Consider the following 21725-nt stretch of genomic DNA (forward strand, 5'->3'; position numbering starts at 1 on the left):
GCATCACTCCGCCGGACCGAGGATCTCGGCGTAGAAGTCGGGCGCGTGGTAATCGAGGGCATGGACCTGGAAGATATCGCTCAGGCTGCCGTCGCGCACTGCTCGATCCACTATCGCCTCGATCGCATATCCCAACTGGCGATGGTTGTCGCGCACGGCCATGCCGATGTCCCAGCGCTGGCGGGAGATGCCGGGAAACACCGCCTCAGCGAGGCGGAAGTCGTGCTCCGGATACTGGGCCACGAAGTACTCGAGTTCGCCGCGCATGGCCATCACGCCGGCCACTTCGCCACCTGTCATGGCGGCAAAGGCGTCGCCTGCATTGCGATAATGGCGCACGTTGTCGCGCAGCTGGCCACCCAATGCGGCGGTCAGATAGGTGGCCGGCAAGGTGTCGTACTCCGCACCGATGCGCTGGTGACGAAAGCTGCCCAGCGTCGCCCCTCCGTCCAACCGACCGGCATCGTAAACGATGCCCCACTCTTCGCGCTGATAAGGGCCGAACATCACCACGCTCTTGTTGATGTACTCACCAGTGGAGTCGCGCAGGTAGGAGAAGTTGCGATCGTAGGGCACGCGCAGCATCACGTCGGCCACCTGGGTCGGACGCAGGTAGTGCCCACGCGAGACGTTGTTGCCAAGGTCCCGTCCCAGGCTACTGCCTGGCGTGATCCAGAACGGCCGGAACTCCAGGCCCAGCCCCTCGGCGATGGCACGACCGATCTCGGCATCGATGCCGCGCGCCTCGCCGGTCTCGTCACGATAGGAGTAGGGAGGGAACTCCTCGTACAGCCCGATGTTGATATGGCCAGATGCCATGACCTCATCGAGATTACGCAGCGCCGGGCGCCGTAACAGCTCGGCGCCGGGGTTGCTTACCGCCACCTCGGTGATGGCGACCTCGACGGCAACCGCGGAGAGCGTCTCTCCCCAGGCCGGCAGTTGGAAAAGCAGCAGCGCCAACGCAAACACGACACGCTTCCACATGATGCACTCCCTCCCAGGCAGTAGCTGGTAGCAGCGGCTTACCCCTTCTCAGGAAACGCTGAACAAATGCGCAGTGTTTCCTTCAGGGCGTTACCGACTCGATGTAGGTCTTGATCGCCCAAATGGCGGTCTGGTCGAGATTCGCCTTGAACGAGGGCATGCCCCGCTCGGTGCCGTTGAGCACGCGCTGCAGAAAGTACTCGTCGTCCCACTCCTCGAGTTCGCGCAGATCCGGGGTAAGACCGCCCGACTTGGCCTGGATGCCGTGGCAGACGGCACAGTTGCCGGCATAGCCGCGTTCACCCACCTGTACGGCCATGTCATGGTCCTCGGCGTGCTGGTTGCCGGACCGGAAGGGGTTATCCATCAGCGGCGCCTCACCCAGCTCGGGCAAACCTTGGGTATCGACCCCCTGGGGCGTGACATCGCCGTGCCCCAGGGCAGCGCCGGAAGCGACCAGCAGGAGGCTGGCAAGGATGACGCCGGCGGATCGACGGGCGGAGAAGACAAGCGTGGCAGCGGGAAGGGTCATGGAGCGCATGGGGGCACCTGTTGTTCTGGCGATTCGTTCGGGTAATGCCGCAGACCGCCTGGCCCACGGCAGGTTGAGTCGAGTCTAGGCAGCACAGCGACGCCCCCGCATCGCCACTTTCCGGCCTTTCGCCGTCCTCCCTTGGTACTAGTCCCCTCTTCCCCCACTGCTACCGTCTTACGCCCTTGGAAGGAGAACAAAGGCCCCATGGTGTCATGGGACGGAACCGGGCGAAGTGCTGAACTGGTCGACATGGCCAAGCGGCCAGCGGTCTTGCCACCCGAAGGAGAACAACAACATGTCCCTTGCTCACATCCCCTCTGCCGCACGTCGCCCTGCTTTCAAGACACTGCTGGCCGTGGCGCTCGGCCTGGCCAGTGGCGCTGCCCTGGCAGCCGGCGACCTGGCCACCCAGCCGGAACGCCTGGAGCGCCTGGTGATCGGTACCGGCGAGAGCATGCTTGGCGTATCGGTGCGTGAGCATCAGTTGGAAACCGGCCAATCCTACCGGCTGGCGATCGAGGCCACCGGCATGCAGGAGTGCGCCTGGGTCGCGCCCGGCTTCTTCAAGAATGCCTGGCTACGCAAGATCGAGGTCGGCAACGTCGAGATCAAGGCTCCCACCCTGACCGAGCTGGAATTCGAGCGTGAGGGCGAAGCCGAGCTGTTCTTCGTGCCCATCCGCCCTGGCACCTATGAGTGGGCCTGTGCCGGACTCGAAGAGCGTGGCGTGACCGGCACCTTCGTCGTTCGCTGACCCCGGCCTTCACACGCGACAAGGAGCTCAGCATGAACACTTCCCGTCAGATGCGCGGTATCGCCTCCGGACTGGCCTTGAGTGGCCTGCTGCTCGCCCCCCTGGCCCAGGCCGAAGGCCTCGACGTTCGCTACGGCTACCTGCAGTGGCAGCCCGGCCGTGGCCCGGCACTGGCCCAGTTGACCCCCGAGCCCGAGGATGCCGGCCAGCAGGGCGCCCGCCTGGGGATCAGCGACAACCTGAGTACCGGCCGCTTTCTCGGCCAGCGCCATGAGCTCGAGAGCGTGGTCGCCGAGAGCGAAGAGGCGCTGCTGGAAGCGCTCACCGCCATGCTCGAGGACGACATCGCCCTGATCGTGATCAATGCCCCGGCCCAGACCCTGCGTCAGGCCTCGGAGCTTGCCGGTGACAGGGCCCTGCTGTTCAACGCCGGCGCGCGTGATGTGTCGCTGCGTCTCGACGACTGCTCGCCCTATCTGCTGCACACCGCCCCCAGTCACGCCATGCTGACCGACGCTCTGGCCCAGTGGCTCAACTGGCGGCGCTGGCGTTCGGTATTCCTGATCAGCGGCCCGACCGACGACGACCAGGCCTGGGCCGACGCCTTCCGTCGATCCGCCGAAAAATTCGCCTTGCGGGTGGTCGCCGACAAGGAGTGGACCTTCGAAGCCGACATGCGCCGCAACGCCTCGGCGGAGCTGCCGCTGTTCACTCAGGGGCCCGATTACGACGTGGTGGTCGTCGCCGACGAGCGCAACGACTTCGGCGATTTCGTGCCCTTCAACACCTGGTTGCCACGGCCGGTGGTCGGCACCCAGGGCATGGCAGCGGATGCCTGGCATCCCGCGGTGGAAGCCTGGGGCGCGGCGCAGCTGCAGAACCGTTTCCACAAGCAGGCCGAGCGCCACATGACCGGCACCGACTATGCCGCCTGGGCGGCGATTCGCGCCGTGGGCGAGGCGGTGACGCGTACCGAGAGCGCCGACATGCAGACCTTGCGCGACTACCTGCTCGGCGACGAGTTCGAGCTGGCCGCCTTCAAGGGCCGACCGCTCAGCTTCCGCGACTGGAATGGCCAGTTGCGCCAGCCGGTGCCCCTCGCCCAGCCCAACAGTCTGGTCGGGATGGCGCCCTTCGAAGGCTTCCTGCACCAGCATACCGAACTCGACACCCTGGGCTACGACCGCCCGGAAAGCCGCTGCCGCCTGCGCGGCTGATACCGCTCCCCTGCCGATATACAGGAGTCGACCATGAACATTGCCGCACGCCTCGCCACCCTCGGCCTGTTGCTGGGCCTCGCCACGCCGCTGTGGGCCGCCAGCCTGGCCTACGTCTCCAACGAGCGTGACAACACCATCTCGATCATCGACATGGCCTCGCTGGAGGTGGTCGACACCATCCCCGTCGGTCAGCGTCCGCGCGGCATCCTGCTGTCGCCCGACGAGAGCCTGCTCTACGTCTGCGCCAGCGACGACGATGCCGTCGAGGTCATCGACCTGGCCACCCGCAAGGTGATCGACACCCTGCCCTCCGGCGAGGATCCGGAGCAGTTCGCCCTGCACCCCAACGGCCGCCACCTCTACATCGCCAACGAGGACGACGCCCTGGTCACCGTGCTGGACGTGGAGACCAAGCGCGTGCTGGCGCAGATCGAAGTGGGGATCGAACCGGAGGGCATGGGTGTCAGCTACAACGGCCGCTGGGCGGTGAACACCAGCGAAACCTCCAACATGCTGCACTGGATCAACACCGAGACCTTCGAGATCGAGAAGAACATCGTCATCGGCGCCCGCCCGCGCCACGTGGAGTTCACGCATGACGACGCCCTGTTGTGGGCCTCGGCGGAGATCGGCGGCACGGTGCACATCATCGACGTCGAGAGCCTCGAAGAGATCCACACCATCGACTTCCGCATCCCCGGCGTGAACCAGGACCGCGTGCAGCCGGTAGGCATCCAGCTCACCTCCGACGGTCGCTACGCCTTCGTCGCCCTGGGGCCGGCCAATCACATCGCGGTAGTGGACGCCCAGACCTTCGAGGTGCTCAACTACCTGCTGGTGGGTGCCCGGGTCTGGCAGGTGGCGCTGAGCCCCGACGAGAAGACCCTGCTGACCACCAACGGCGTCAGCGGTGACGTCTCGGTGATCGACGTCGACAGGCTCGAGGTGGTCAAGTCCATCGACGTGGGTCGCTTTCCCTGGGGCGTGCGCATCACTTCGGGGGCCGGGTCATGATCATGGAGGCCCAGGCTGTCAGCTATCGCTACCGCCACCAACCCGTCCTGCAGGAGGTCAGCTTCACGCTGGCCTCCGGCCGTTTCCACGCTTTACTGGGTCCCAATGGAGCCGGCAAGTCGACACTGTTCGGCCTGATGACGCGTTTGCTGGCCCTGCAGCAAGGCGACCTGCTGCTGGGCGGGCGCTCGCTCAAGCGCCAGCCCGCGGCAGTGATGCGCCACCTGGGGGTGGTGTTCCAGCACAACGCCCTGGACCTGGACCTGAGCGTGATGCAGAACCTCATGTACCACGCGGCCCTGCACGGCCTCTCCCCTGGCGAGACACGATTGCGCTGCGGCGAGGAGTTGGAGCGCCAGCAACTTGCCGAGCACACCCACATCCCGGTACGCCAGCTCAATGGCGGCCATAGAAGGCGGGTGGAGATCGCTCGGGCGCTGCTGCATCGCCCCGCGCTGCTGCTGCTCGACGAGCCTACCGCCGGCCTCGACCTCGACAGTCGGGCGGCGCTCAACGCCCACGTTCGTACCCTGTGCCAAGAGCGCCGGCTCACCGTGCTGTGGGCCACCCACCTGATCGAGGAGATCGAAGCCGAGGATCAAGTGCTGATCCTGCATCGTGGGCGGCTGCTGGCCGACGAGCCGGGCGTAGCGCTGACCAGGCGCTACGGTGGCACCAGCCTGACCGACACTTTCCATGTCCTGACCCGGGAGGCCGCATGACGCCGCGCGACTACTGGTACTGCTTCGTCGGCGTGCAGAAGCGTGAGTGGCTGCGCTTTTGGCAGCAGCGCACTCGCTTCGCCAGCGCCCTGGTAAGACCATTGCTGTGGCTAGTGGTATTCGCCGCCGGCTTTCGCATGGTGCTTGGGGTGTCGATCATTCCCCCCTATGTCACCTACATCACCTACGAGACCTATATCGTGCCCGGCCTGTGCGGCATGATCATCCTGTTCAACTCCATGCAGGGTGCGCTCTCCATGGTCTACGACCGTGAGCTGGGCTCCATGCGCGTCTTGCTCACCAGCCCCCTGCCGCGCCCCTTCCTGCTGCTGACCAAGCTGCTGGCCATGGGCAGCGTTTCGGTCATCCAGGTCTACGTGTTCCTGCTGATCGCCCGCTGGGGGGTGGGTGTGCGTCCGCCGCTGGAGGGCTATCTTGCAGTACTCCCGGCGCTGCTGCTGGCCGCGCTGATGCTGGGTGCCCTGGGCCTGCTGATCGCCACCTGGGTCAAGCAGCTGGAGAATTTCGCGGGGGTGATGAACTTCGTGATCTTCCCGATGTTCTTTCTCTCCTCGGCGCTCTATCCGCTGTGGCGGATGCAGGAGGCGAGCCCTTGGATCTACCAGCTGTGCCAGCTGAACCCCTTCACCCATGCGGTGGAGACGCTGCGCTTCGCCCTTTACGGGCAGTGGAACGGCGAGGCGATCGCCATCACCTTGGGCGTGACCCTGGCGTTGTCCACGCTGGCGATTGGCGGTTTTCGCCCGCAGCGTACAGGAATTCTGGGCACGCGCTTGGGCTAGGCGGGGCTAGATGCTTCCTGGCCCAGCGCCTCCAATTGCCGGGCCAGGACCGCGACCTCGGCAGGCGTGTCGCCGAGGAGCCCGTCATGGCGCAGACGGGCGGGCCGGCCCGCCAGGTACCAGACACGATTGGCCAGCGCCTCGGCGTCGCGCACCTCGTGGGTCACGCAGATCATTGCCATGCGCGGCGTGTGCTGCAGCAGCTCGCGGATCAGCGCCTGGAGTTCGACGGCGCGATGGGAATCGAGGGAAGCGAAGGGTTCATCCAGCAACAGCAGTTCGGGGCGAATAGCCAGGCAGCGCGCCAGCGCGGCGCGGCGGGCCATGCCTAGAGAGAGCTGGTCGGGATAGAGGTCGGCGACGTTACCGAGCCCTACCTGCGCCAGCAGCGGAACGACCTTGTCCCGGCTCACGCCGACCAGGCGCAGGTTGTCGCGCAGCGTACGCCAAGGCAGCAGGCGATGCTCCTGGAACAGATAGCCGATGCGTAGTGGCGAGCGCGGCTGCCCCGGCTCCAGCCCGGCCAGGCGATTGAGCAGCGTGGTCTTGCCAATGCCCGAAGGGCCCAGCAGGCAGATGCGGTCGCCCTGGGCGATGCGCAGCGTCATGGCCGCCAGGATGGGATGCCCGGGAGGAACGGAGAACTCAAGCATGCTCGACTCCCGAGCGACGCCAGCGCGAGGCTCGCCGCTCCAAGGGTTGCAGGACGACCAGCTCGATCAGTTGCACGATGGCGATGAAGGCCAGGCTGTAGGCCAGCAGGCCGGCCACGTCGAAGACCTGGAAGGCCAGGTGCAGTTGGAAGCCAACCCCGTCGGAACGGCCCAGCAGCTCGACCACCAGGACGATTTTCCAGATCAGCGCCAGCCCGCCACGAGTTGCCGCCATCAGGTAGGGAAACAACTGCGGCGCCCAGACGTGCAGCAGCCGCTTGACGGGAGAGAAGTCGTAGACCCGGGCCATCTGCTCCAGGCGCGGGTCGAGGCTACGCGCACCCTCGCGCAGGGTGACGGCCACGTTGGGTACCTTGTTGATCACCACCGCCAGGATCGCCGCGGCCTCCACCAGACCGAACCAGACGTAGAGCAAGATGATGAGCACCAGCGCCGGCAGGTTGAGCAGCAGCACCAACAGCGGGTCGAGCAGCGCATTGATCAGCGGCAGCCGACCCATGGCGATGCCGATCAGGGCGCCCAGCGCCATGGCCAGGGCGAAGCTGATCGCCACCCGCTGCAGGGTTATCGACAGGTGGCGCTGCAGCTCGCCGCTGGCGGCCTCCCGCTGCAGGGTGTCGAGCACCGCCAGCGGTGAAGGCAGCAGCGAGGTGTCGAGCTGCCAGGCCAGCAGCCCCCAGAAGACCACCAGCAGGGGCAGGACGACCCAGCAGGCCAGCGGCGGGGATCTCACCGCTCTTCTCCCGCAGCCTGGACGAACAGCGACGCGGGCATTACCGCGTCCGCTTCGACCCCGGTCAACACCAGCAGCCGCTGCAGGGCCTGGATACGCTGCGGGTCCAGCGGCTCGGGGATGCCCTGCACGTAACCCTGGCGCAGCGCTTCGAAGTGGGCGTCGTCGCTGGCGCGCATCAGCGGGCGCAGGGCCGCCCAGTACTCCGGCTCATCGCGAAGTTCCCGCTTGGCGTGCGCCACGGCGGCGGCGAAGCGCGCCAACAGCGCCTCGTGTTCGCGGGCCCAGCCATCGTGGAAGACGTAGCCGAGGATCGGCAGCCCCGTGGGAATGTCCAGGCGTGTCAGCAGTGCTGCCATGGGCAGCGCCACTTCGGCCTCGCCTGCGGCCGTCAGCTCGGCGGCAAAGTGCCAGAAGGTCACCAGCACGTCGAGCTGCCCGCGCTTGAGTGCCTGGCTGAGCAACGGCGGTGCGCCAAACTGAACCTGGGCCTCGCGCTCGAGCGCGATGCCCTCGGCCTGCGCCGCCCGCGTCAACAGCACCCAGCTTTTGCTGTCGGGGCCGCCCGCAACACCAATACGCTTGCCACGCAGATCTTCAAGAGACTCGATGGCCACGCCGGGCGCTGCCAGCACGTCGCCCAGTTGGGATGAATAGGGCAGGTAGCGGTAGGACTGACCGGCCNCCACGCCGGGCGCTGCCAGCACGTCGCCCAGTTGGGATGAATAGGGCAGGTAGCGGTAGGACTGACCGGCCGCGTGCCGGGCCTGGACCCAGGTCAGATCGACCACGGCACCGTGCACGTCGCCGCTGGAAACGGCAATGCGCGAGGCCGGCAGGTTGGCCACCAGGCGCACTTCCAGATCGAAGCCGGCCGCGTGGTCGAGCCCGCGCCGCTCGAGATGGTCGAGCTCCCAGTGGGCGGTGCCGAACTGCAGCACGCTGAGCCGTAGCGTTGGCAGCTCGGCACGCAGGGAATCGGTGCCTCCCAGCAGCAGCAAAACGACCATGAGGCGTATCAGCGGCAGGGGCGAAGGCAAGTCTCGTTTCGTCATGTTCTCAGACTATGCGCCCCTGCAACACGGCAGAATAGTACTTTCGTGCTTCCTGCTTCACTACAAAGGTTCAATTCCTGAGCAGGAGAAAAGGCGGTCCCATAGCGGCATGACGCCACGGGATTCCTGTATGAAGGTCGCGCATCGGTACTTGGCCGCCCTGCTCTTGGCGGCGCTCTGGCCGGCATCCGTTCACGCCGCGACGGCGCTGGACGATCCGCGACTGTTCTCGGAGCGCGGCTACCGCATCGACCGCTATCGCAGCCCCACGCCGGCGTCGGCACCCGGTGCGATCACGGTGGATACCGCGCAGGTGGAAGCCCTGCTGAATGCGCAACCGCCGGTGCTGGTGGTCGACGTCATCAACCTCACTTTTCTCCACGGCCGCTTCCTGCAGACCAATCCTCACCGCTCGCTGCCGGGAGCGCTGTGGCTGCCCAATACGGGACTCGGTCATCTCGACGACGACTGGTATTACAGCCGCCACGACTGGGTGGGCTATCTGCTGGGTGAAATCAGTGCCGCCAGCGGTGGCGACATGAGCTACCCGGTGCTGGTGCTGTGTCGCGCCGATTGCTGGCTCTCATGGAACGCCGTCAAGCGCTTGGCCGAAGCGGGTTTTCAACGGCTTTACTGGTATCGTGACGGAATCGATAGCTGGGAAGCCGCCGGCAAGTCCCTGGAGATCGTCTCTCCTCGCCCACCGCCCTTCGCCGATCTCGATCCCCCAGAGACTCACTGATGCTTTACCACGAGGATAACAACAAGATGGAAGACCACGCCCCCACCTACCGAATCCTGATCGCCGACGATCATCCGCTGTTTCGTGATGCCATTTCACGCGTGGTCGGGGACGGCTTCCCCGGCAGTGAACTCATGGAGACGGAGAACCTCGAGGACACCCTGGCCCTGACCGTCGACGAGGAGGACCTCGACCTGATCCTGCTCGACCTCAATATGCCTGGCATGAACGGGCTGACCGGGTTGATCCAGCTACGCAACGAGGCCCCCACCATTCCAGTGGCGATCATCTCCGCGGAGGAGGACAAGAATGTCATGCTGCAGGCGGTCTCCTGTGGCGCGGTAGGCTTCCTCACCAAGTCGTCGCCCAAGGAACAGCTGATCAAGGCCATCGCCCAGATACTGGAGGGCAACATCTACCTGCCCTCCGAAGCCATGCGCGCCAGCAGCACCCGCCCCCAGCAGGCGAACGAGCGCACCATCTCCGCACAACAGCTCGAGATGCTGACCCGCAAGCAGCTCCAGGTGCTTGAGCACATGACCCGCGGGGAATCGAACAAGATGATCGCCTACCACCTCGACATCGCCGAAACCACCGTGAAGGCCCACGTCTCGGCGATCCTGCGCAAGCTGGGGGTGAGCAACCGGGTCCAGGCCATCCTTGCGGCCAGCGACATCGACTTCAGCCGCTACCTGCGCAGGCCCTGAGGCTCTGCTTCGAGCGGAGCAGCGGCCAGCAGTTGCTGCAGCGTAGTGCGCAGCCGCAGTGGCTTGACCGGTTTGTTGAGCAGTTGGAAGCCCAGCTCACGCACCTGCTGGCGCAGCTCGCGGCTGTGGTCGGCAGTGATTACCAGCACCGGCAGCGGCTGCTCGCGCATGGCATTGATGCGCTGCGCCAGGACCAGGCCGCTGCGCTCATGATCGAGGTGATAGTCGACCACCAGGGCATCGCTTTCGTCGCCGGCCAGGCAGACCCGCTCGGCAAGGCGTTCCTCGCTCTCGGCGACCACCACCTGACAGCCCCAGCGCTCCAGCAGATGGCGCATGGCCAGGCAGATGGCCGGATCGTTGTCGACCACCCACAGCCGTCGACCGGCAAGCTCCCTGCCGGCACCGCTGGGTCCCACCGCGCGAGATTCGCCGGGCTGGAGACGCTGCGCATAGGGCAGCAGAACGCCGAACAGCGTGCCATGCCCGACCCGCGACCGAACCCGCACCGGCTGCCGCAGCATGCGTGAAATCTTGTCGACGATGGAGAGCCCGAGCCCGAGGCCGCGATCCCTGGCGGAGACGGCCGACGGCAACCGCCGAAACTCCTGGAAGATCAGTTCCTGCTCCTCCTCGGCGATACCACAACCGGTATCGAGCACCTGGATCTCCAGTCCTTCGCGGCGACGCCGACAGCCGAGCAGCAGATGTCCACTGGGCGTGTAGCGCACCGCATTGCTGAGCAGGTTGCGAATCACCCGGGCCAGTAGCGAGATGTCGCTACTGACGATCGCCGACGAGGGAACGTAGTGGAAGCCCAGCCCCTCGCTGGCGGCCACCTGGCGATACTCGCGAGCCAGGCCATCGAGCAGCTCGCGAATGGCGAAGGCAGTCACCTCGGGGGTGACCACGCCGGCATCCAGCTTGGAGATATCGACCAGGGTGCCGAGCAGCGTCTCCACGTCCTTGAGCGAGTGCCCCACCTGCTGGATCAGTTCCAGGTTGGCCGTCGACATCTCCTGCTCCACCAGCGCCCCGACGAACAGCCTGGCGGCATTGAGCGGCTGCAGCAGGTCGTGGCTGACCGCCGCCAGGAACTTGGTCTTGGACAAATTGGCCGCTTCGGCCTCGGTCTTGGCATCGCGCAGCTGGCACTCGGCTGCCAGGCGCTCCTCGATCTCCTCGCGCAACTGGGCGTTGACGCGAGTCAGCTCCGCGGTGCGTTCGCGGACGCGCTGCTCGAGATTCTGGTAAGCGTGGTGCAGGGCCTCGGAGGTGCGGCGTTGCTCGGTGATGTCGCGAATCAACACAAAGAAGCCGATCACGCTGCCGTCGCTGTCGCGGTGCGGTACGTAGGCGCGCAGCAACACACGCTGCTCGCCGTCGACGTTCTGCTCGGGTAGCTCGAAGCTGATGCGCTCCCCCGCCAGCACGCGCTGGAGATAGGGCATCAACCGCGCACAGTGCTCCGCCGAGTGCAGTTCGCCCAGCGACGATCCCAGCAGCAGGTCGTGGGGCCAACCGTACCACTCCTCGTAGACACGGTTGGTGAAGACGTAGCGCAGTTCGCGGTCCAGGTAGGCGATCATCGCCGGCACATGGTCGGTGATGGTGCGAATCCAGCGCTCCCGCTCGGCCAGCGCCTCAGCCTGACGGATGCGCTCGGTGATGTCGGTATAGGTGAGCACCTGGCCGCCGCCCGGCATGGGGTGGCCGCGTACCTCGACCACGCGCCCATCACTGAGACGACGCTCGCAGGCCGGCAGCACGGCCTGCGCATCCGTTGGGTCCACCAGCTCACTGGCACCCCCCAATGCCGCCAGCGGAGCCGGCAGCGTCAATTCTTCGACTCCGGCGAGCTGCGAGAAGCGCTGGTTGTGCATTTCCAGCAAGCCGCCGTGGGTGATCACCGCCACCCCTTGGGAGAGGCTGTCGAGGGTGGCCTGCAGCAGCCGCGACTTCTGGGCCAAGGCATGTTCGCGCTCGGCGTGCTCATGGCGCTTGAGCTCGGTGATGTCGACGTAGAGGATCACACGCCCCCCGCCTCGGATCGGCCGCTGGTTGACCTGTACCCAGCGGCCGTTGTGCAGCTGGTAGATGGTGCGCCCCTGGCGCTGCTTCAGCTGCTCGTTGATCACCAGCCCCGAGGTCAGCGCCAGCCGGCGCAGCTCCTCCAGCGTCATGCCGGCCTCGACCTCGATGCCTGCCGGCCGCCAGAACTCGGCGAAGCGGCTGTTGAAGTGCTGGATGCGCTGGTCGGCACCGAACAGCACGAAGGCATCGGTAATGCTTTCGATGGCATCGACCAGGTACTGGTTGGCCTGCTCGGCACGCTTGCGCGCCTCGCCCAGCAGCCGGTTGCTGGCACGCAGCTCGTGCAGGGTCTGGTTGAGGGCGCGGGTGCGCTCGCGCACCTGCTCGGCCAGCAGGGCGGCATGCTCGAAGGCAGCATAAGGGGCGGTACGCGGCAGGTTGCTCGACTCGACGCGTTCGATCAGCGCCGCATTGATGCGCTGGAGCTTGGCCACCTGGCGTTCCAGCTCGCGCTCGCGCTCAGACGTCACGGCGGGAGCGCCCGATGAAGACACCACTGAAGGTCTGGTTCAGATGCAGACCGTTGCAGTGCTCGCCGTAGGTGTTGAAGCCGAGGACGCGTTGGCGCCGGTAGAACGCCTTGGCGGCCGCTTGCAAGCCATCCTGCTCGAGCTCCAAGCGGCGCAGGAAGCAGTCGCAGCCGAGGATGCATTCGGCAGGCCCCAGCCGCTCGGTGATGGCATCGATCTCGCGGCCGAGATCCTCCAGCAGGTCGGTGCCGTGCATCGCGGTCATCACGATGCCGGTCTCCACCGCACAGTAGAAGTTCAGGCTGAGGTCGGGATTGACGCCCTGAATGGCGCGCACATAGGTCTTGTCATGCAGCTTCACCGCCAATGGATGGCGGGCGAACACCTCGGGGCTAAGCGCCTCGACGGAACACCCCACCAGCCGCGCGTACTCCAGCGCCGCGGGTTCGGCGTTGAGTTCCAGCACCCTGCGCCCCTCGCAATCGGCGGCGGTGACCACCAGCTTCTCCCCGCGTGGCCTCAGGTGGTGGGTCGAGAGCACCTCGAAATCCAGCTCGGTGTTGACCATCAGCACCACCGCCGCCTGGGCGTGAAAGGCGCCCTCGCCGTAGACGTGCGTCCCGGTCAGGCGGTTGTCGTCGCCAGCGCTACCGCCGAAATGGGGGATGCCGGCCAGCACCGAGGTCAGGGTCAGCAGCACCTGCTCCTCACAGGCCGAGAGGCCGTCGAGCAGGGTCATGGCAAAAGTATGCCCCTTGAGCGGTGCCACCCCCGAACGCACGCAATGATCCATCAACTGGTCGGTGATGCGCTGGGCATCGAGCAGCGTGAAAGCATCCAGCTCGCGGATTAGACGATAATCGAGGGTGAAGGCACGGTGATCGAAGCCCACCGCCACGATGGAGCCACGCGAGTAGCCATCGACCCCAAGCTCCCCCGCCGTGGTGCAGCCGCACAGCTTGACGCCCCCCAGGTGGGCCTCCAGGGCAGCGGCCAGGGCCGGCAGGTCGTACTCCGCGGAGCAGAAGAACAGCACCCCCTCGAGATAGGGGTTCAGCAGTTGACTGGCCAGGTACTGGGCAGCCAATTCCGGATCGTTGGCAGAGGTTTGAGCCACGCGCAGGGGGACTTCCGGCGAGGCTTCGTCATCCACTTCCGAGACCGCTAACGGCATTTGCATGGCAGGCCTCTCAATCCAGGTTCCTGTTTCCAGTCTATGCCCTGGTGCAACGCAGCGACATAGCACTTGAGTGTCGAAGCGTACTCGCAGGGTCAGGACCAAAGTCGTATATCGCTTCAGTGCCGCTCCCGCCCGAGCAGTTGGCTCAATACAGCGCGCAGCTTGCCCGGCCGTACCGGCTTGTGCAGCAGCGGTATACCTCCGTCGGACAGGGCCCGCCGCCAGGCCTCGGAGCGATCCGCCGTGATCACTACCGCCGGCAGTGCCGGCTGCTGCCAGTGACGGCGCAGCTTCTCCACCAGCCGGTCGCCCGTCTCGCCACCGTCGAGATGCAGGTCGACCAGCAGCACCTCCGGCGGCTCATGGGGCTGTGCCAGTACCTCTTCCAAGTCGTGGGCAACGCGACACACCATGCCCCACTGCTCGAGCAGCGCCTGCATACCCATCAATATTCGGCTGTCATTGTCGATCACCAGCATGCGCCGTCCCTGCAGAGGACATTCGAGCAGCGGGATTTCAGGCGCACTGTGCAGGGCTGGCGCGGGCGTACAGATCGGCACCCGCACGGCAAAACACGAGCCGCGCCCCGGCGTCGATTTCACCGTCACCTCGAGGCCCAGGCGCTGGCAGATCCGCTCGACGATGGCCAGGCCCAGCCCCACCCCCTGGCGATTACGAGCCCGCTCGGCATTGAGCTGGTGGTACTCCTCGAAGATCGCCGTGAGCTGATCGGCGGGGATGCCGGGGCCACTGTCGTGGACCTCGATGGAAACGGCATCGCCAATGCGCCGCACGCCCAGCAGCACGCTACCCGACTCGGTGTAGCGGCAAGCATTGGAGAGCAGGTTGCGCAGTACTCTGCCGAGCAGGCGGAAGTCGCTGTTGACGCATACCCTGCCTTCCACCCAGCGAAAGCGCAGCGCCTTGCGCTGGGCGCGCGGTGCATACTCGACCACCAGGCCGTAAAGCAGGCGAGAGAGAGGGAAGCACGCCAACTGCGGCTGGATGCGCTCCTGGTCGAGCCGAGCAATGTCGAGCAGATCGGTGAGCAGTTCCTCGGCGCCCTCCAAGGAGAGATGGATGCTGTCGACCAGGCGGCCACAGTCGCCCTCCAGCTCCCGCTCACGCAGCGTGGCGACCAGCAGGCGCGCCGCGTTGAGCGGCTGCAACAGGTCGTGGCTGGCCGCCGCCAGGTAGCGATCCTTGCTGCGGTTGGCTTCCTGGGCCAGGTCACGGGCTGCCCGCAGCTGCTCCTCGATCAACCGCCGCTCGGCCACTTCGCCGGCCAGGTCGGCATTGAGCTGCTCCAGGCGCTGGGTGCGCTCGCGCACGCGGGCCTCGAGGCGGGCGTTGAGCGCCAGCAGCTCCTGGCGGGCCCGTTCCCGCTCGGTGATGTCGGCGACGAAGCCCTCGACCAGGATCTCCTCGCCCTGGTCCGGCTTGCGCAGCAGGGTCAGGGCCACCGGCACCCTCCGGCCGTCGCTGCCGGCAAGCCAGGTGGTATGGCCCTGCAGGTGCCCCTGCCGGTGCAACAGCGACGCCACCCGCTCCGCCTCCCCGGGCTCGGCGAACAGCGCTGCAAGCGATGAGCAGCGCTCGAGGGTCGCATCTACGTCGGCATCGCCCAGCATCGCCGCCAGGGCCGGATTGGCGGCCAGCAGCCGCCCGCCCAGCGAGGCCTGGAAGATACCGTGCAGGGCATTCTCGAACAGCCATTTGTAGCGGTTACGCTCGGCCTCGAGCTCGGCCATGCGCGCCGTCAACTCGGGGTAGTAGCTCTTGCGCGCCGACTGCTGGCCAAGCCCCAGCAGCTGGCTGACCGAATAGCCGTCGGGATCGGTCACCTTCTTCATCGGCTGGCCACCGAATCCAGCATTACATCGCCTCCTCGAAGACCACCTGCACGTCTCGCGGGCCGGAACGCCGCGGATTGGTCAGGATGCAAGGATCCTCGAGGGCATGGCGGGTCAGGAAGGGCACGTCGCTGGTATGGACACCTAGCCTGCCGAGACTTCCCGTCAGGCCGACGGCACGCTTGAGCTCGACCAGGTGATCGATCAGCCGCACCTTGACCTGGGCGCCGCTCAGCCCGCGGCAGTCGATGCCCAGCGTCTCGGCAATGCGCGTGAAGCGCTCCGGCGCGGCCTCGAAGTTGTAGGCCACCACATGCTCGAGCAGCAGCGAATTGCACAGCCCATGAGGCAGGTCGAGAAAACCGCCGAGACTGTGCGACATGGCGTGCACCGCCCCCAGAATGGCGTTGGAGAACGCCAGTCCGGCCTGCATGCTGCCAAGCATCACCTGGGAGCGCAGCTCGAGGTTCTGCGGGTCGGCTACCAGCGCGACGAGATGGCCGTTGATCAGGCGCATGGCCTCCAGGGCGTGGGCATCGGTGAGCGGCCCGCTGCCGGTGGAGACGAAGGCCTCTATGGCATGCACCAGGGCATCGACGCCGGTGCAGGCCGTCAGGAAAGGGCTCATGGTCAGGGTGACCTGAGGATCGATCAGCGAGACATCCGGCACCACCGATTTGCTGACGATGGAGAATTTCATGCGCCGCTGCTGGTCGGAGATGATCGCGAACTGGGAGATGTCCGCCGAAGTGCCCGCCGTGGTAGGCACGAAGATCAGCGGAGGGATCGGCACGCGCAGGGTGTCGACGCCCTCGAAGTCGAGGATATGGCCGTCGTGGGCGACCACGATGCCGATCCCCTTGGCGCAGTCCATGGGGCTGCCGCCGCCGATGGCCACGATGGCCTGGGCGCCCATTTCACGATATGCCGCGGCCCCTGCCATCACCTCCTCGGCCCGCGGGTTGGGCGAGACGGAGACGAAGCGCTGGCAGGCAATGCCCTGGGTCGCCAGGTCCGCCTCCACCTCCTCGACCCAGCCGGCCAGGACGACGCCCGGATCCGATACCAGCAGCACCCGCTCGGCGCCGAAGGTAGCCACGTAATTGGCCACGGCACGGCGAGCGCCGTCGCCGAAGATGATCTCGGGGGCCACGAACTTGCGTAGTTCGGTGATGCTGGAAGCCATGCAGGAACCTCCCGCTCGACGCTGCCCGGCACCAAGGCAGGGGGTCAGCGGTGTATTGTTGTCGTATGGCCTCGGACAGGCTCTCCTGACATGTTATGGGGTGGCCCGTCCCGCCGCCTTTCGCCCTTGGTCGGGTATACCTAACCGCGCCAGAAAGTGCGCGAATTCCTCACCTGTCGCGCTACCAACGCCTCGACCCCCGACTGCTCGATGGCAGCCTCGGCGCAGGCCTGATCGATCAGCTCGCGACGCGGCGATTTGCTGCATACCGGATCGGTGGCCGCCGGGTCGCCGGTCAGCAGATAGGCCTGGCAGCGACAGCCGCCATGGTCCTGGCGGCGCTCGCTGCAGCCGCGGCAGGGCTCGCGCATCCAGTCCTCGCCGCGAAAGCGGTTGAAGGCCTCGCTGGCGTACCAGATCTCCTGCAGCGATGCATCGTGCACGCTGGGAAAGCGCATGGGCAGCTCCCGGGCACTGTGACATGGCAGTACGGTGCCATCCGGCGCCACCGTCATGAAGATGGCGCCCCAACCACCCATGCACGCCTTGGGACGCTCGGCATGGTAATCCGGCACCACGAACAGCAGCCGCATCTGTCGCCCTCGCGAGGCCAGGCGCTCACGCCACTGCTGCGTCACCGCCTCGGCTCGCTCGACCTGGCTACGGCTCGGCAGCAGCCCGGCACGGTTGAGCCTGGCCCAGCCGTAATACTGGCAACTGGCCAGCTCCACGGCATCGGCTCCCAGCTCGTCGCACAGACCGATCAGCCGGTCGATGTCGTCGATATTGTGGCGATGGAGCACCACGTTGAGCACCATCGGGTAGCCGGCCGCCTTGACCGCACGGGCCATGGCCAGCTTGCCGGCATGGGCCTTGGCGGAGCCCGCCACGGCGGCGGCCACCTCGGCTTCCGCCGCCTGCAGGCTGACCTGGATATGGTCCAGCCCCGCCTCGCGCAGCGCCGCGATGCGCATCTCGTCGAGCCCGACGCCGGAGGTAATCAGGTTGGTATAGAAGCCGAGCCGCCGGGCTTCGTCGACCAGTCTCTCGAGGTCGCGCCGCACCAGCGGTTCGCCACCCGAGAAGCCGAGCTGGACGGCGCCCATGGCCCGCGCCTGACGCATCACCTCGACCCAGGCGTCGGTATCGAGCTCGTTGCGATAGCGAGCAAAGTCGAGCGGGTTGGAACAGTATGGGCACTGCAGGGGGCAGCGATAGGTCAGCTCGGCCAACAGCCACAGGGGCGGGCCGATGCCGCTCGTCCCACTGGGGAAAGGCGAGCTGTCAGTCATGGTGAATCCAGCCCTGCTGCAAGGCGTCGACGAAGAACTCGATGACATCCTGGGTGAGTTCCTCGCTCGGCGCCTCCGGGTAATGCCGGGTGAGCTCGTCGATCAGCGCGGCGACATCACGCTCACCATCGACCAGCGCCAGGATCGCGCCGGCACTGTCGTTGAGCTGTACCATGCCTTCGGGATAGAGCAGCACATGGCAGCCCTGGGTCTCCTCCCACTGCAACCGCCAGCCGGGTCGCAGCCTGGGCACCGCCAAGGCGTTCATGCCAGCCCCCGGTGGAATACGGCCCGGTCGGTCACGCTGTGGTAGGGCGGTCGCCCCAGTTGGTAGGCCAGGGTCATGGCGTCCAGCATGCTCCACAGCACGTCGAGCTTGAACTGCAGGATCTCCAGCGCGCGCTGCTGGCTCTCCACGGTCGTACAGACCGCAAGCGCCACTTCCAGGCCGTGCTCGACGTCACGGCGCGCCTCCTTGAGGCGCTTGCGGAAGTAGCCATAGCCGGCCGCGTCGATCCAGGGGTAGTGACCCGGCCAGGTGTCCAGCCGGCTCTGGTGCGCCAGGGGCGCGAAGAGCTCGGTCAGCGAGGAGATCGCCGCCTCCTGCCAGCTGGCCCGGCGCACGAAGTTGACGTAGGCGTCCACGGCGAAGCGCACACCTGGAAGGACATGCTCCTGGGATATCAGCTCCTCCCGGCGCAGGCCGACCGCCTCTCCCAGCGCCAGCCACGCCTCGATGCCGCCGGCATCGTCGTCACGGCCGTCGTGGTCGAGCATGCGCTGGATCCAGCGGCGCCGCGTGGCGGCGTCCGGACAGTTGGCCAGCAGCGCCGCGTCCTTCTGCGGAATCATCACCTGGTAATAGAAACGATTGGCCACCCAGCCGCGGATCTGCTCGGGCGTGGCGCGGCCTTCGGCCATGTCGACCTGGTAGGGATGATGAATATGGTAGTAATCCCCCTTGGCCAGCAGGGCCTGGCGAAAGGCCTCGGGCGTCAGGGCAGCGGCGGAAGCGTAGGTAGCGGAAGCATGTGCGGCGCTCATGTCGGGTCCTCTGCGTGATGTCTGATGCTCGTGCCAAGTGGACGGTATCAAGTCTCCAGGCGCTTACAGCGAGAAGTGCGTGCCGTCATGGGCCACCTCGATACCATGCCGCTCGAGCACGGCGCGCTCGGTGGAGGTCTCATCCAGGATGGGGTTGGTATTGTTGATGTGAATCAGGATGCGCCGGGTGGCAGCCGGCAGGGCATCGAGCTCGGCGATCATGCCCCGCTCGCCGGCCAGGGCGAGGTGTCCCATCTCGCGCCCGGTGGTATCGGCAATTCCCAGGCGTGACATCTCATCGTCGTGCCACAGCGTGCCATCCACCAGCACACAGTCGGCCTTGGTCATCAGCACCCTCGCCGCGTCGCTCGGCTGCCCCAGGCCGGGGCCATAGAAGAGCGAGCCGCCTGTCAGGGTGTCGCGAAACAGCAACCCCAGGTTGTCCCCGGCGGCCGGCGAACCTCGCCGCGGGGAATAGGGCGGCGCATTGGAGTGCAGCGACAGGGCGGTGATCTCCAGCCCCGGGCAGCTCGGCACCTCGAAGGTGCAGCAGTCGCGCTCACCCGACAGGGCGATCTCTCGCCAGGAGAGGCCTCCGTTCCAGTGCTCCAGCATGGGAAACAGCGGAAAGCCGGTGGAGAGGTCTGCGTGGACGCTCGCCGTGCACCAGACGTCAAGTGGACAGCCTTCGCGCAGCGACAGCAGCCCGCTGACGTGATCGATCTGGGCGTCCACCAGCAGTACCTCGGCGATGCCGCTGTCACGCAAACCACGCTTGGGAAAGAGTTCCGGATGGGCACTGAGCTGGGCACGGACATCGGGCGAGGCATTGCACAGCAGCCAGCGCTCGCCATCCATGCTGATGGCGATGGAGGACTGGGTCCTGGGGCTGAGGCCGGCACGCCCCTGGCGCACCCCGCGACAGTTGGCACAATTGCAGTTCCACTGCGGGAATCCACCCCCGGCAGCCGAACCGAGTATCAGCACCTGCATGACTTACCCTCCCGCGTACCGGAAAGGGGCCAGCACTGACCCCTTGGCGGAAGACACGATCAACGGTTGGCGATATAGAGGGTAACCTCGAAGCCGAGGCGCAGGTCACGGAAGCTGGGCTTGGTCCACATGGCATCTCTCCTGTTGGTCTTGTGAGTGGCAGCCATGCCCTAGAGCAGAGGGGCCCTAGAGCAGCGGTGCAAGGTCAGTAAAACACCCTGAGCCTTGCCAGGAGGCTGTACTTTGGAAGGAGATCACCTCCTTCGTTGGGTGCCTGCCACCTCTTGCCGGCCGCGCCTTGAGGCGTCACCAGAGCTTTTCTACGCTGATCAGGGACCGAGGCCGTTGACGTCTCTCTTCTTCGCCTGCAAGGAGCCAAGCGATATGCGACACCATGGACTTCCCGACTCTCCCCGTTTTGCCCGCACTCCTCTCGCATTCACCGTTGCCGCCAGTCTTGCTGCGGCCGGGACGGCACATGCCGACGTGCAGGTCACCGAGGACGAGGTGGCCGCCGGCATGGAGACGGAAGAGGTTTCACTGCGCGTCACCCAGTTGGTCGGAGGTATCGAGCATCCCTGGGCGGTGGCCTGGCTGCCGGACGAGCGCATGCTGATTACCGCACGCCCCGGCCAGCTCTACCTGGTAGACGGTGACGAAGTGACCGAGGTCGGCAACCTGCCCAAGATCGATACCGACGAAGATCAGCTCACCGCCCCGGAGGGCGGCAACCAGGGCGGCCTGCTGGATGTCGCCGTCCATCCCGATTATGAGGAGAACGGCTGGATCTACTTCACCTACTCCAGCCCCGGCGACGACGACTCGGTGATGGGCGACGAGGAGCACGGTACCGGCACGGCGCTTGCCCGCGCCCGCCTGAGCGACGACGGCAGCGAGCTGACCGACCTCGAGACGCTCTATGCGCAAGTTCCACGCACCGCCCCCGGGCGCCACTACGGCTCGCGTATCGTCTTTCCCGGCGATGGTAGCGTGATGTTCTCGATCGGCGACCGCGGCATCCGCTACCCATCCCAGGATCTCACCGACCCGGGCGGTTCGATCATTCGCCTCAACGAGGACGGCGGAGCCTTCGAGGAAAACCCTTTCATCGGCGTCGAGCCGGGCAATCTGCGCCCGGAGATCTTCTCCTACGGCCACCGCAACAATCAGGGCCTGGCACTACATCCCGAAACCGGTGCGCTATGGGCGATCGATCACGGTCCATCCGGAGGCGGCGATCAGCTCTATATCGCGGAGGCCGGCAACAATCATGGCTGGCCCCAGGTCTCCTTCGGCCGCGAATACTCCACCGACGAATTCATCGGTATCGGTCAGGAGGCCCCCGGCGTTACTCCGCCGGTCCACTGGTGGGAAGACACCCTGGCCCCCTCGGGCCTGGCCTTCTATACCGGCGAGGAGTTCGCCGCCTGGCAAGGCAACCTCTTCGTTGGCGCCCTCTATGGCGAGCGACTCCATCGCCTGGTGCTCGACGGCGATGAGGTCTCTCACGAGGAAGTGCTGCTGGAGAATGAGCTGGGTCGTATCCGCGACGTGCGTCAGGGACCGGATGGGTTGCTCTACGTTCTTACCGACGAGAGCGACGGTGGACTTTATCGGATAGAGCCCGACACCTAGCCTCCCTCCTCACTTGCCAGGCCAGTCTCATG

At 66.2% G+C, this 21725-nt stretch carries 22 protein-coding genes; 8 read left to right on the top strand and 14 right to left on the bottom strand.

The genetic code is table 11. The features are described 5' to 3' along the window. Positions 1–3 precede the first annotated feature (3 nt). Entirely contained in the window at positions 4–987 is a 984-nt protein-coding gene (locus SPH52_RS10140; protein ID WP_411794898.1) for a substrate-binding periplasmic protein, read from the bottom strand. 82 nt (positions 988–1069) lie between these two features. Further along, entirely contained in the window at positions 1070–1528 is a 459-nt protein-coding gene (pedF, locus tag SPH52_RS10145; RefSeq protein ID WP_411794899.1) for a cytochrome c-550 PedF, read from the bottom strand. A 289-nt stretch (positions 1529–1817) separates the two neighbouring features. Here pedF and SPH52_RS10150 point away from each other — a divergent pair, with 289 nt between their 5' ends. The 5 genes from SPH52_RS10150 to SPH52_RS10170 are packed head-to-tail and all read left to right on the top strand — an operon-like array spanning position 1818 to position 6035. Further along, on the top strand, positions 1818–2276 hold the full coding sequence (locus SPH52_RS10150; protein ID WP_411794900.1) for a copper-binding protein: 459 nt from the start codon (positions 1818–1820) through the stop codon (positions 2274–2276). 32 nt (positions 2277–2308) lie between these two features. After that, positions 2309–3493: an ABC transporter substrate-binding protein gene (locus tag SPH52_RS10155; protein WP_411794901.1), complete on the top strand. Its 1185-nt coding sequence runs from the start codon at positions 2309–2311 to the stop codon at positions 3491–3493. A 33-nt stretch (positions 3494–3526) separates the two neighbouring features. Further along, the gene (locus tag SPH52_RS10160) at positions 3527–4510 is read left to right on the top strand and encodes a YVTN family beta-propeller repeat protein (RefSeq protein WP_411794902.1); all 984 of its coding nucleotides are present in this window, start codon (positions 3527–3529) and stop codon (positions 4508–4510) included. Beyond that, a complete protein-coding gene (locus tag SPH52_RS10165) occupies positions 4507–5232 on the top strand; it encodes an ATP-binding cassette domain-containing protein (protein WP_411794903.1) in 726 nt (241 codons plus the stop codon). Before SPH52_RS10160 ends, SPH52_RS10165 begins: the two co-directional genes overlap by 4 nt. Continuing rightward, a complete protein-coding gene (locus tag SPH52_RS10170; protein ID WP_411794904.1) occupies positions 5229–6035 on the top strand; it encodes an ABC transporter permease in 807 nt (268 codons plus the stop codon). The genes SPH52_RS10165 and SPH52_RS10170 overlap by 4 nt, the downstream gene beginning before the upstream one ends. Here SPH52_RS10170 and SPH52_RS10175 read toward each other — a convergent pair. Genes SPH52_RS10175 through SPH52_RS10185 form a run of 3 tightly spaced genes read right to left on the bottom strand, consistent with a single transcriptional unit; the run spans position 6032 to position 8497 of the window. Beyond that, a complete protein-coding gene (locus tag SPH52_RS10175) occupies positions 6032–6688 on the bottom strand; it encodes an ABC transporter ATP-binding protein (RefSeq protein WP_411794905.1) in 657 nt (218 codons plus the stop codon). The two genes, SPH52_RS10170 and SPH52_RS10175, sit on opposite strands and share 4 nt — an antisense overlap. After that, positions 6681–7442 (bottom strand): ABC transporter permease, encoded by a 762-nt coding sequence (locus SPH52_RS10180; protein ID WP_411794906.1) that lies wholly within the window; start codon positions 7440–7442, stop codon positions 6681–6683. The genes SPH52_RS10175 and SPH52_RS10180 overlap by 8 nt, the downstream gene beginning before the upstream one ends. Then, positions 7439–8497: an ABC transporter substrate-binding protein gene (locus SPH52_RS10185; protein WP_411794907.1), complete on the bottom strand. Its 1059-nt coding sequence runs from the start codon at positions 8495–8497 to the stop codon at positions 7439–7441. Before SPH52_RS10185 ends, SPH52_RS10180 begins: the two co-directional genes overlap by 4 nt. Positions 8498–8627: 130 nt before the next feature. Between SPH52_RS10185 and SPH52_RS10190 the strand changes: the two genes are divergently transcribed. Both SPH52_RS10190 and SPH52_RS10195 read left to right on the top strand, forming a co-directional pair. After that, entirely contained in the window at positions 8628–9239 is a 612-nt protein-coding gene (locus tag SPH52_RS10190) for a PQQ-dependent catabolism-associated CXXCW motif protein (protein WP_411794908.1), read from the top strand. A gap of 26 nt (positions 9240–9265) precedes the next feature. Continuing rightward, positions 9266–9946 (top strand): response regulator, encoded by a 681-nt coding sequence (locus SPH52_RS10195; protein ID WP_411794909.1) that lies wholly within the window; start codon positions 9266–9268, stop codon positions 9944–9946. Here the strand turns inward: SPH52_RS10195 and SPH52_RS10200 are convergent. The 9 genes from SPH52_RS10200 to pqqA all read right to left on the bottom strand — a co-directional run bounded on the left by SPH52_RS10200 (position 9928) and on the right by pqqA (position 20189). After that, on the bottom strand, positions 9928–12510 hold the full coding sequence (locus SPH52_RS10200) for a NahK/ErcS family hybrid sensor histidine kinase/response regulator (protein ID WP_411794910.1): 2583 nt from the start codon (positions 12508–12510) through the stop codon (positions 9928–9930). The genes SPH52_RS10195 and SPH52_RS10200 overlap by 19 nt on opposite strands. Then, positions 12500–13690, bottom strand: coding sequence for a nitric oxide-sensing protein NosP (nosP, locus tag SPH52_RS10205; RefSeq protein WP_411794911.1), 1191 nt, complete (start codon positions 13688–13690; stop codon positions 12500–12502). The genes SPH52_RS10200 and nosP overlap by 11 nt, the downstream gene beginning before the upstream one ends. Before the next feature lie 116 nt (positions 13691–13806). Next, positions 13807–15543: a NahK/ErcS family hybrid sensor histidine kinase/response regulator gene (locus SPH52_RS10210; RefSeq protein WP_411794912.1), complete on the bottom strand. Its 1737-nt coding sequence runs from the start codon at positions 15541–15543 to the stop codon at positions 13807–13809. Positions 15544–15565: 22 nt separating this feature from the next. Continuing rightward, positions 15566–16729, bottom strand: a complete 1164-nt coding sequence (gene ercA / locus SPH52_RS10215) for an alcohol dehydrogenase-like regulatory protein ErcA (protein ID WP_411794913.1) — start codon at positions 16727–16729, stop codon at positions 15566–15568. Between the two features lie 140 nt (positions 16730–16869). Then, the gene (gene pqqE, locus SPH52_RS10220) at positions 16870–18021 is read right to left on the bottom strand and encodes a pyrroloquinoline quinone biosynthesis protein PqqE (RefSeq protein WP_411794914.1); all 1152 of its coding nucleotides are present in this window, start codon (positions 18019–18021) and stop codon (positions 16870–16872) included. After that, positions 18014–18289 (bottom strand): pyrroloquinoline quinone biosynthesis peptide chaperone PqqD, encoded by a 276-nt coding sequence (pqqD, locus tag SPH52_RS10225; protein ID WP_411794915.1) that lies wholly within the window; start codon positions 18287–18289, stop codon positions 18014–18016. Before pqqD ends, pqqE begins: the two co-directional genes overlap by 8 nt. Then, positions 18286–19065, bottom strand: a complete 780-nt coding sequence (gene pqqC, locus SPH52_RS10230; protein WP_411794916.1) for a pyrroloquinoline-quinone synthase PqqC — start codon at positions 19063–19065, stop codon at positions 18286–18288. The genes pqqD and pqqC overlap by 4 nt, the downstream gene beginning before the upstream one ends. 63 nt (positions 19066–19128) lie before the next feature. Continuing rightward, positions 19129–20058, bottom strand: a complete 930-nt coding sequence (gene pqqB / locus SPH52_RS10235; protein WP_411794917.1) for a pyrroloquinoline quinone biosynthesis protein PqqB — start codon at positions 20056–20058, stop codon at positions 19129–19131. Positions 20059–20117: 59 nt separating this feature from the next. Continuing rightward, positions 20118–20189 (bottom strand): pyrroloquinoline quinone precursor peptide PqqA, encoded by a 72-nt coding sequence (gene pqqA, locus SPH52_RS10240; protein ID WP_010627037.1) that lies wholly within the window; start codon positions 20187–20189, stop codon positions 20118–20120. A 253-nt stretch (positions 20190–20442) separates the two neighbouring features. Between pqqA and SPH52_RS10245 the strand changes: the two genes are divergently transcribed. Continuing rightward, entirely contained in the window at positions 20443–21693 is a 1251-nt protein-coding gene (locus tag SPH52_RS10245) for a PQQ-dependent sugar dehydrogenase (protein WP_411794918.1), read from the top strand. Positions 21694–21725: the final 32 nt, after the last annotated feature.

This window comes from Halomonas sp. A29 (assembly GCF_046723295.1).
In the GTDB taxonomy this organism is placed as follows: domain Bacteria; phylum Pseudomonadota; class Gammaproteobacteria; order Pseudomonadales; family Halomonadaceae; genus Halomonas.

Bases quoted from the DNA above. Each gene is read 5' to 3' on its own strand.
- SPH52_RS10140 (WP_411794898.1), bottom strand. From the start codon at position 987: ATGTGGAAGCGTGTCGTGTTTGCGTTGGCGCTGCTGCTTTTCCAACTG.
- pedF (WP_411794899.1), bottom strand. From the start codon at position 1,528: ATGCGCTCCATGACCCTTCCCGCTGCCACGCTTGTCTTCTCCGCCCGT.
- SPH52_RS10150 (WP_411794900.1), top strand. From the start codon at position 1,818: ATGTCCCTTGCTCACATCCCCTCTGCCGCACGTCGCCCTGCTTTCAAG.
- SPH52_RS10155 (WP_411794901.1), top strand. From the start codon at position 2,309: ATGAACACTTCCCGTCAGATGCGCGGTATCGCCTCCGGACTGGCCTTG.
- SPH52_RS10160 (WP_411794902.1), top strand. From the start codon at position 3,527: ATGAACATTGCCGCACGCCTCGCCACCCTCGGCCTGTTGCTGGGCCTC.
- SPH52_RS10165 (WP_411794903.1), top strand. From the start codon at position 4,507: ATGATCATGGAGGCCCAGGCTGTCAGCTATCGCTACCGCCACCAACCC.
- SPH52_RS10170 (WP_411794904.1), top strand. From the start codon at position 5,229: ATGACGCCGCGCGACTACTGGTACTGCTTCGTCGGCGTGCAGAAGCGT.
- SPH52_RS10175 (WP_411794905.1), bottom strand. From the start codon at position 6,688: ATGCTTGAGTTCTCCGTTCCTCCCGGGCATCCCATCCTGGCGGCCATG.
- SPH52_RS10190 (WP_411794908.1), top strand. From the start codon at position 8,628: ATGAAGGTCGCGCATCGGTACTTGGCCGCCCTGCTCTTGGCGGCGCTC.
- SPH52_RS10195 (WP_411794909.1), top strand. From the start codon at position 9,266: ATGGAAGACCACGCCCCCACCTACCGAATCCTGATCGCCGACGATCAT.
- nosP (WP_411794911.1), bottom strand. From the start codon at position 13,690: ATGCAAATGCCGTTAGCGGTCTCGGAAGTGGATGACGAAGCCTCGCCG.
- SPH52_RS10210 (WP_411794912.1), bottom strand. From the start codon at position 15,543: ATGAAGAAGGTGACCGATCCCGACGGCTATTCGGTCAGCCAGCTGCTG.
- ercA (WP_411794913.1), bottom strand. From the start codon at position 16,729: ATGGCTTCCAGCATCACCGAACTACGCAAGTTCGTGGCCCCCGAGATC.
- pqqE (WP_411794914.1), bottom strand. From the start codon at position 18,021: ATGACTGACAGCTCGCCTTTCCCCAGTGGGACGAGCGGCATCGGCCCG.
- pqqD (WP_411794915.1), bottom strand. From the start codon at position 18,289: ATGAACGCCTTGGCGGTGCCCAGGCTGCGACCCGGCTGGCGGTTGCAG.
- pqqC (WP_411794916.1), bottom strand. From the start codon at position 19,065: ATGAGCGCCGCACATGCTTCCGCTACCTACGCTTCCGCCGCTGCCCTG.
- pqqB (WP_411794917.1), bottom strand. From the start codon at position 20,058: ATGCAGGTGCTGATACTCGGTTCGGCTGCCGGGGGTGGATTCCCGCAG.
- SPH52_RS10245 (WP_411794918.1), top strand. From the start codon at position 20,443: ATGCGACACCATGGACTTCCCGACTCTCCCCGTTTTGCCCGCACTCCT.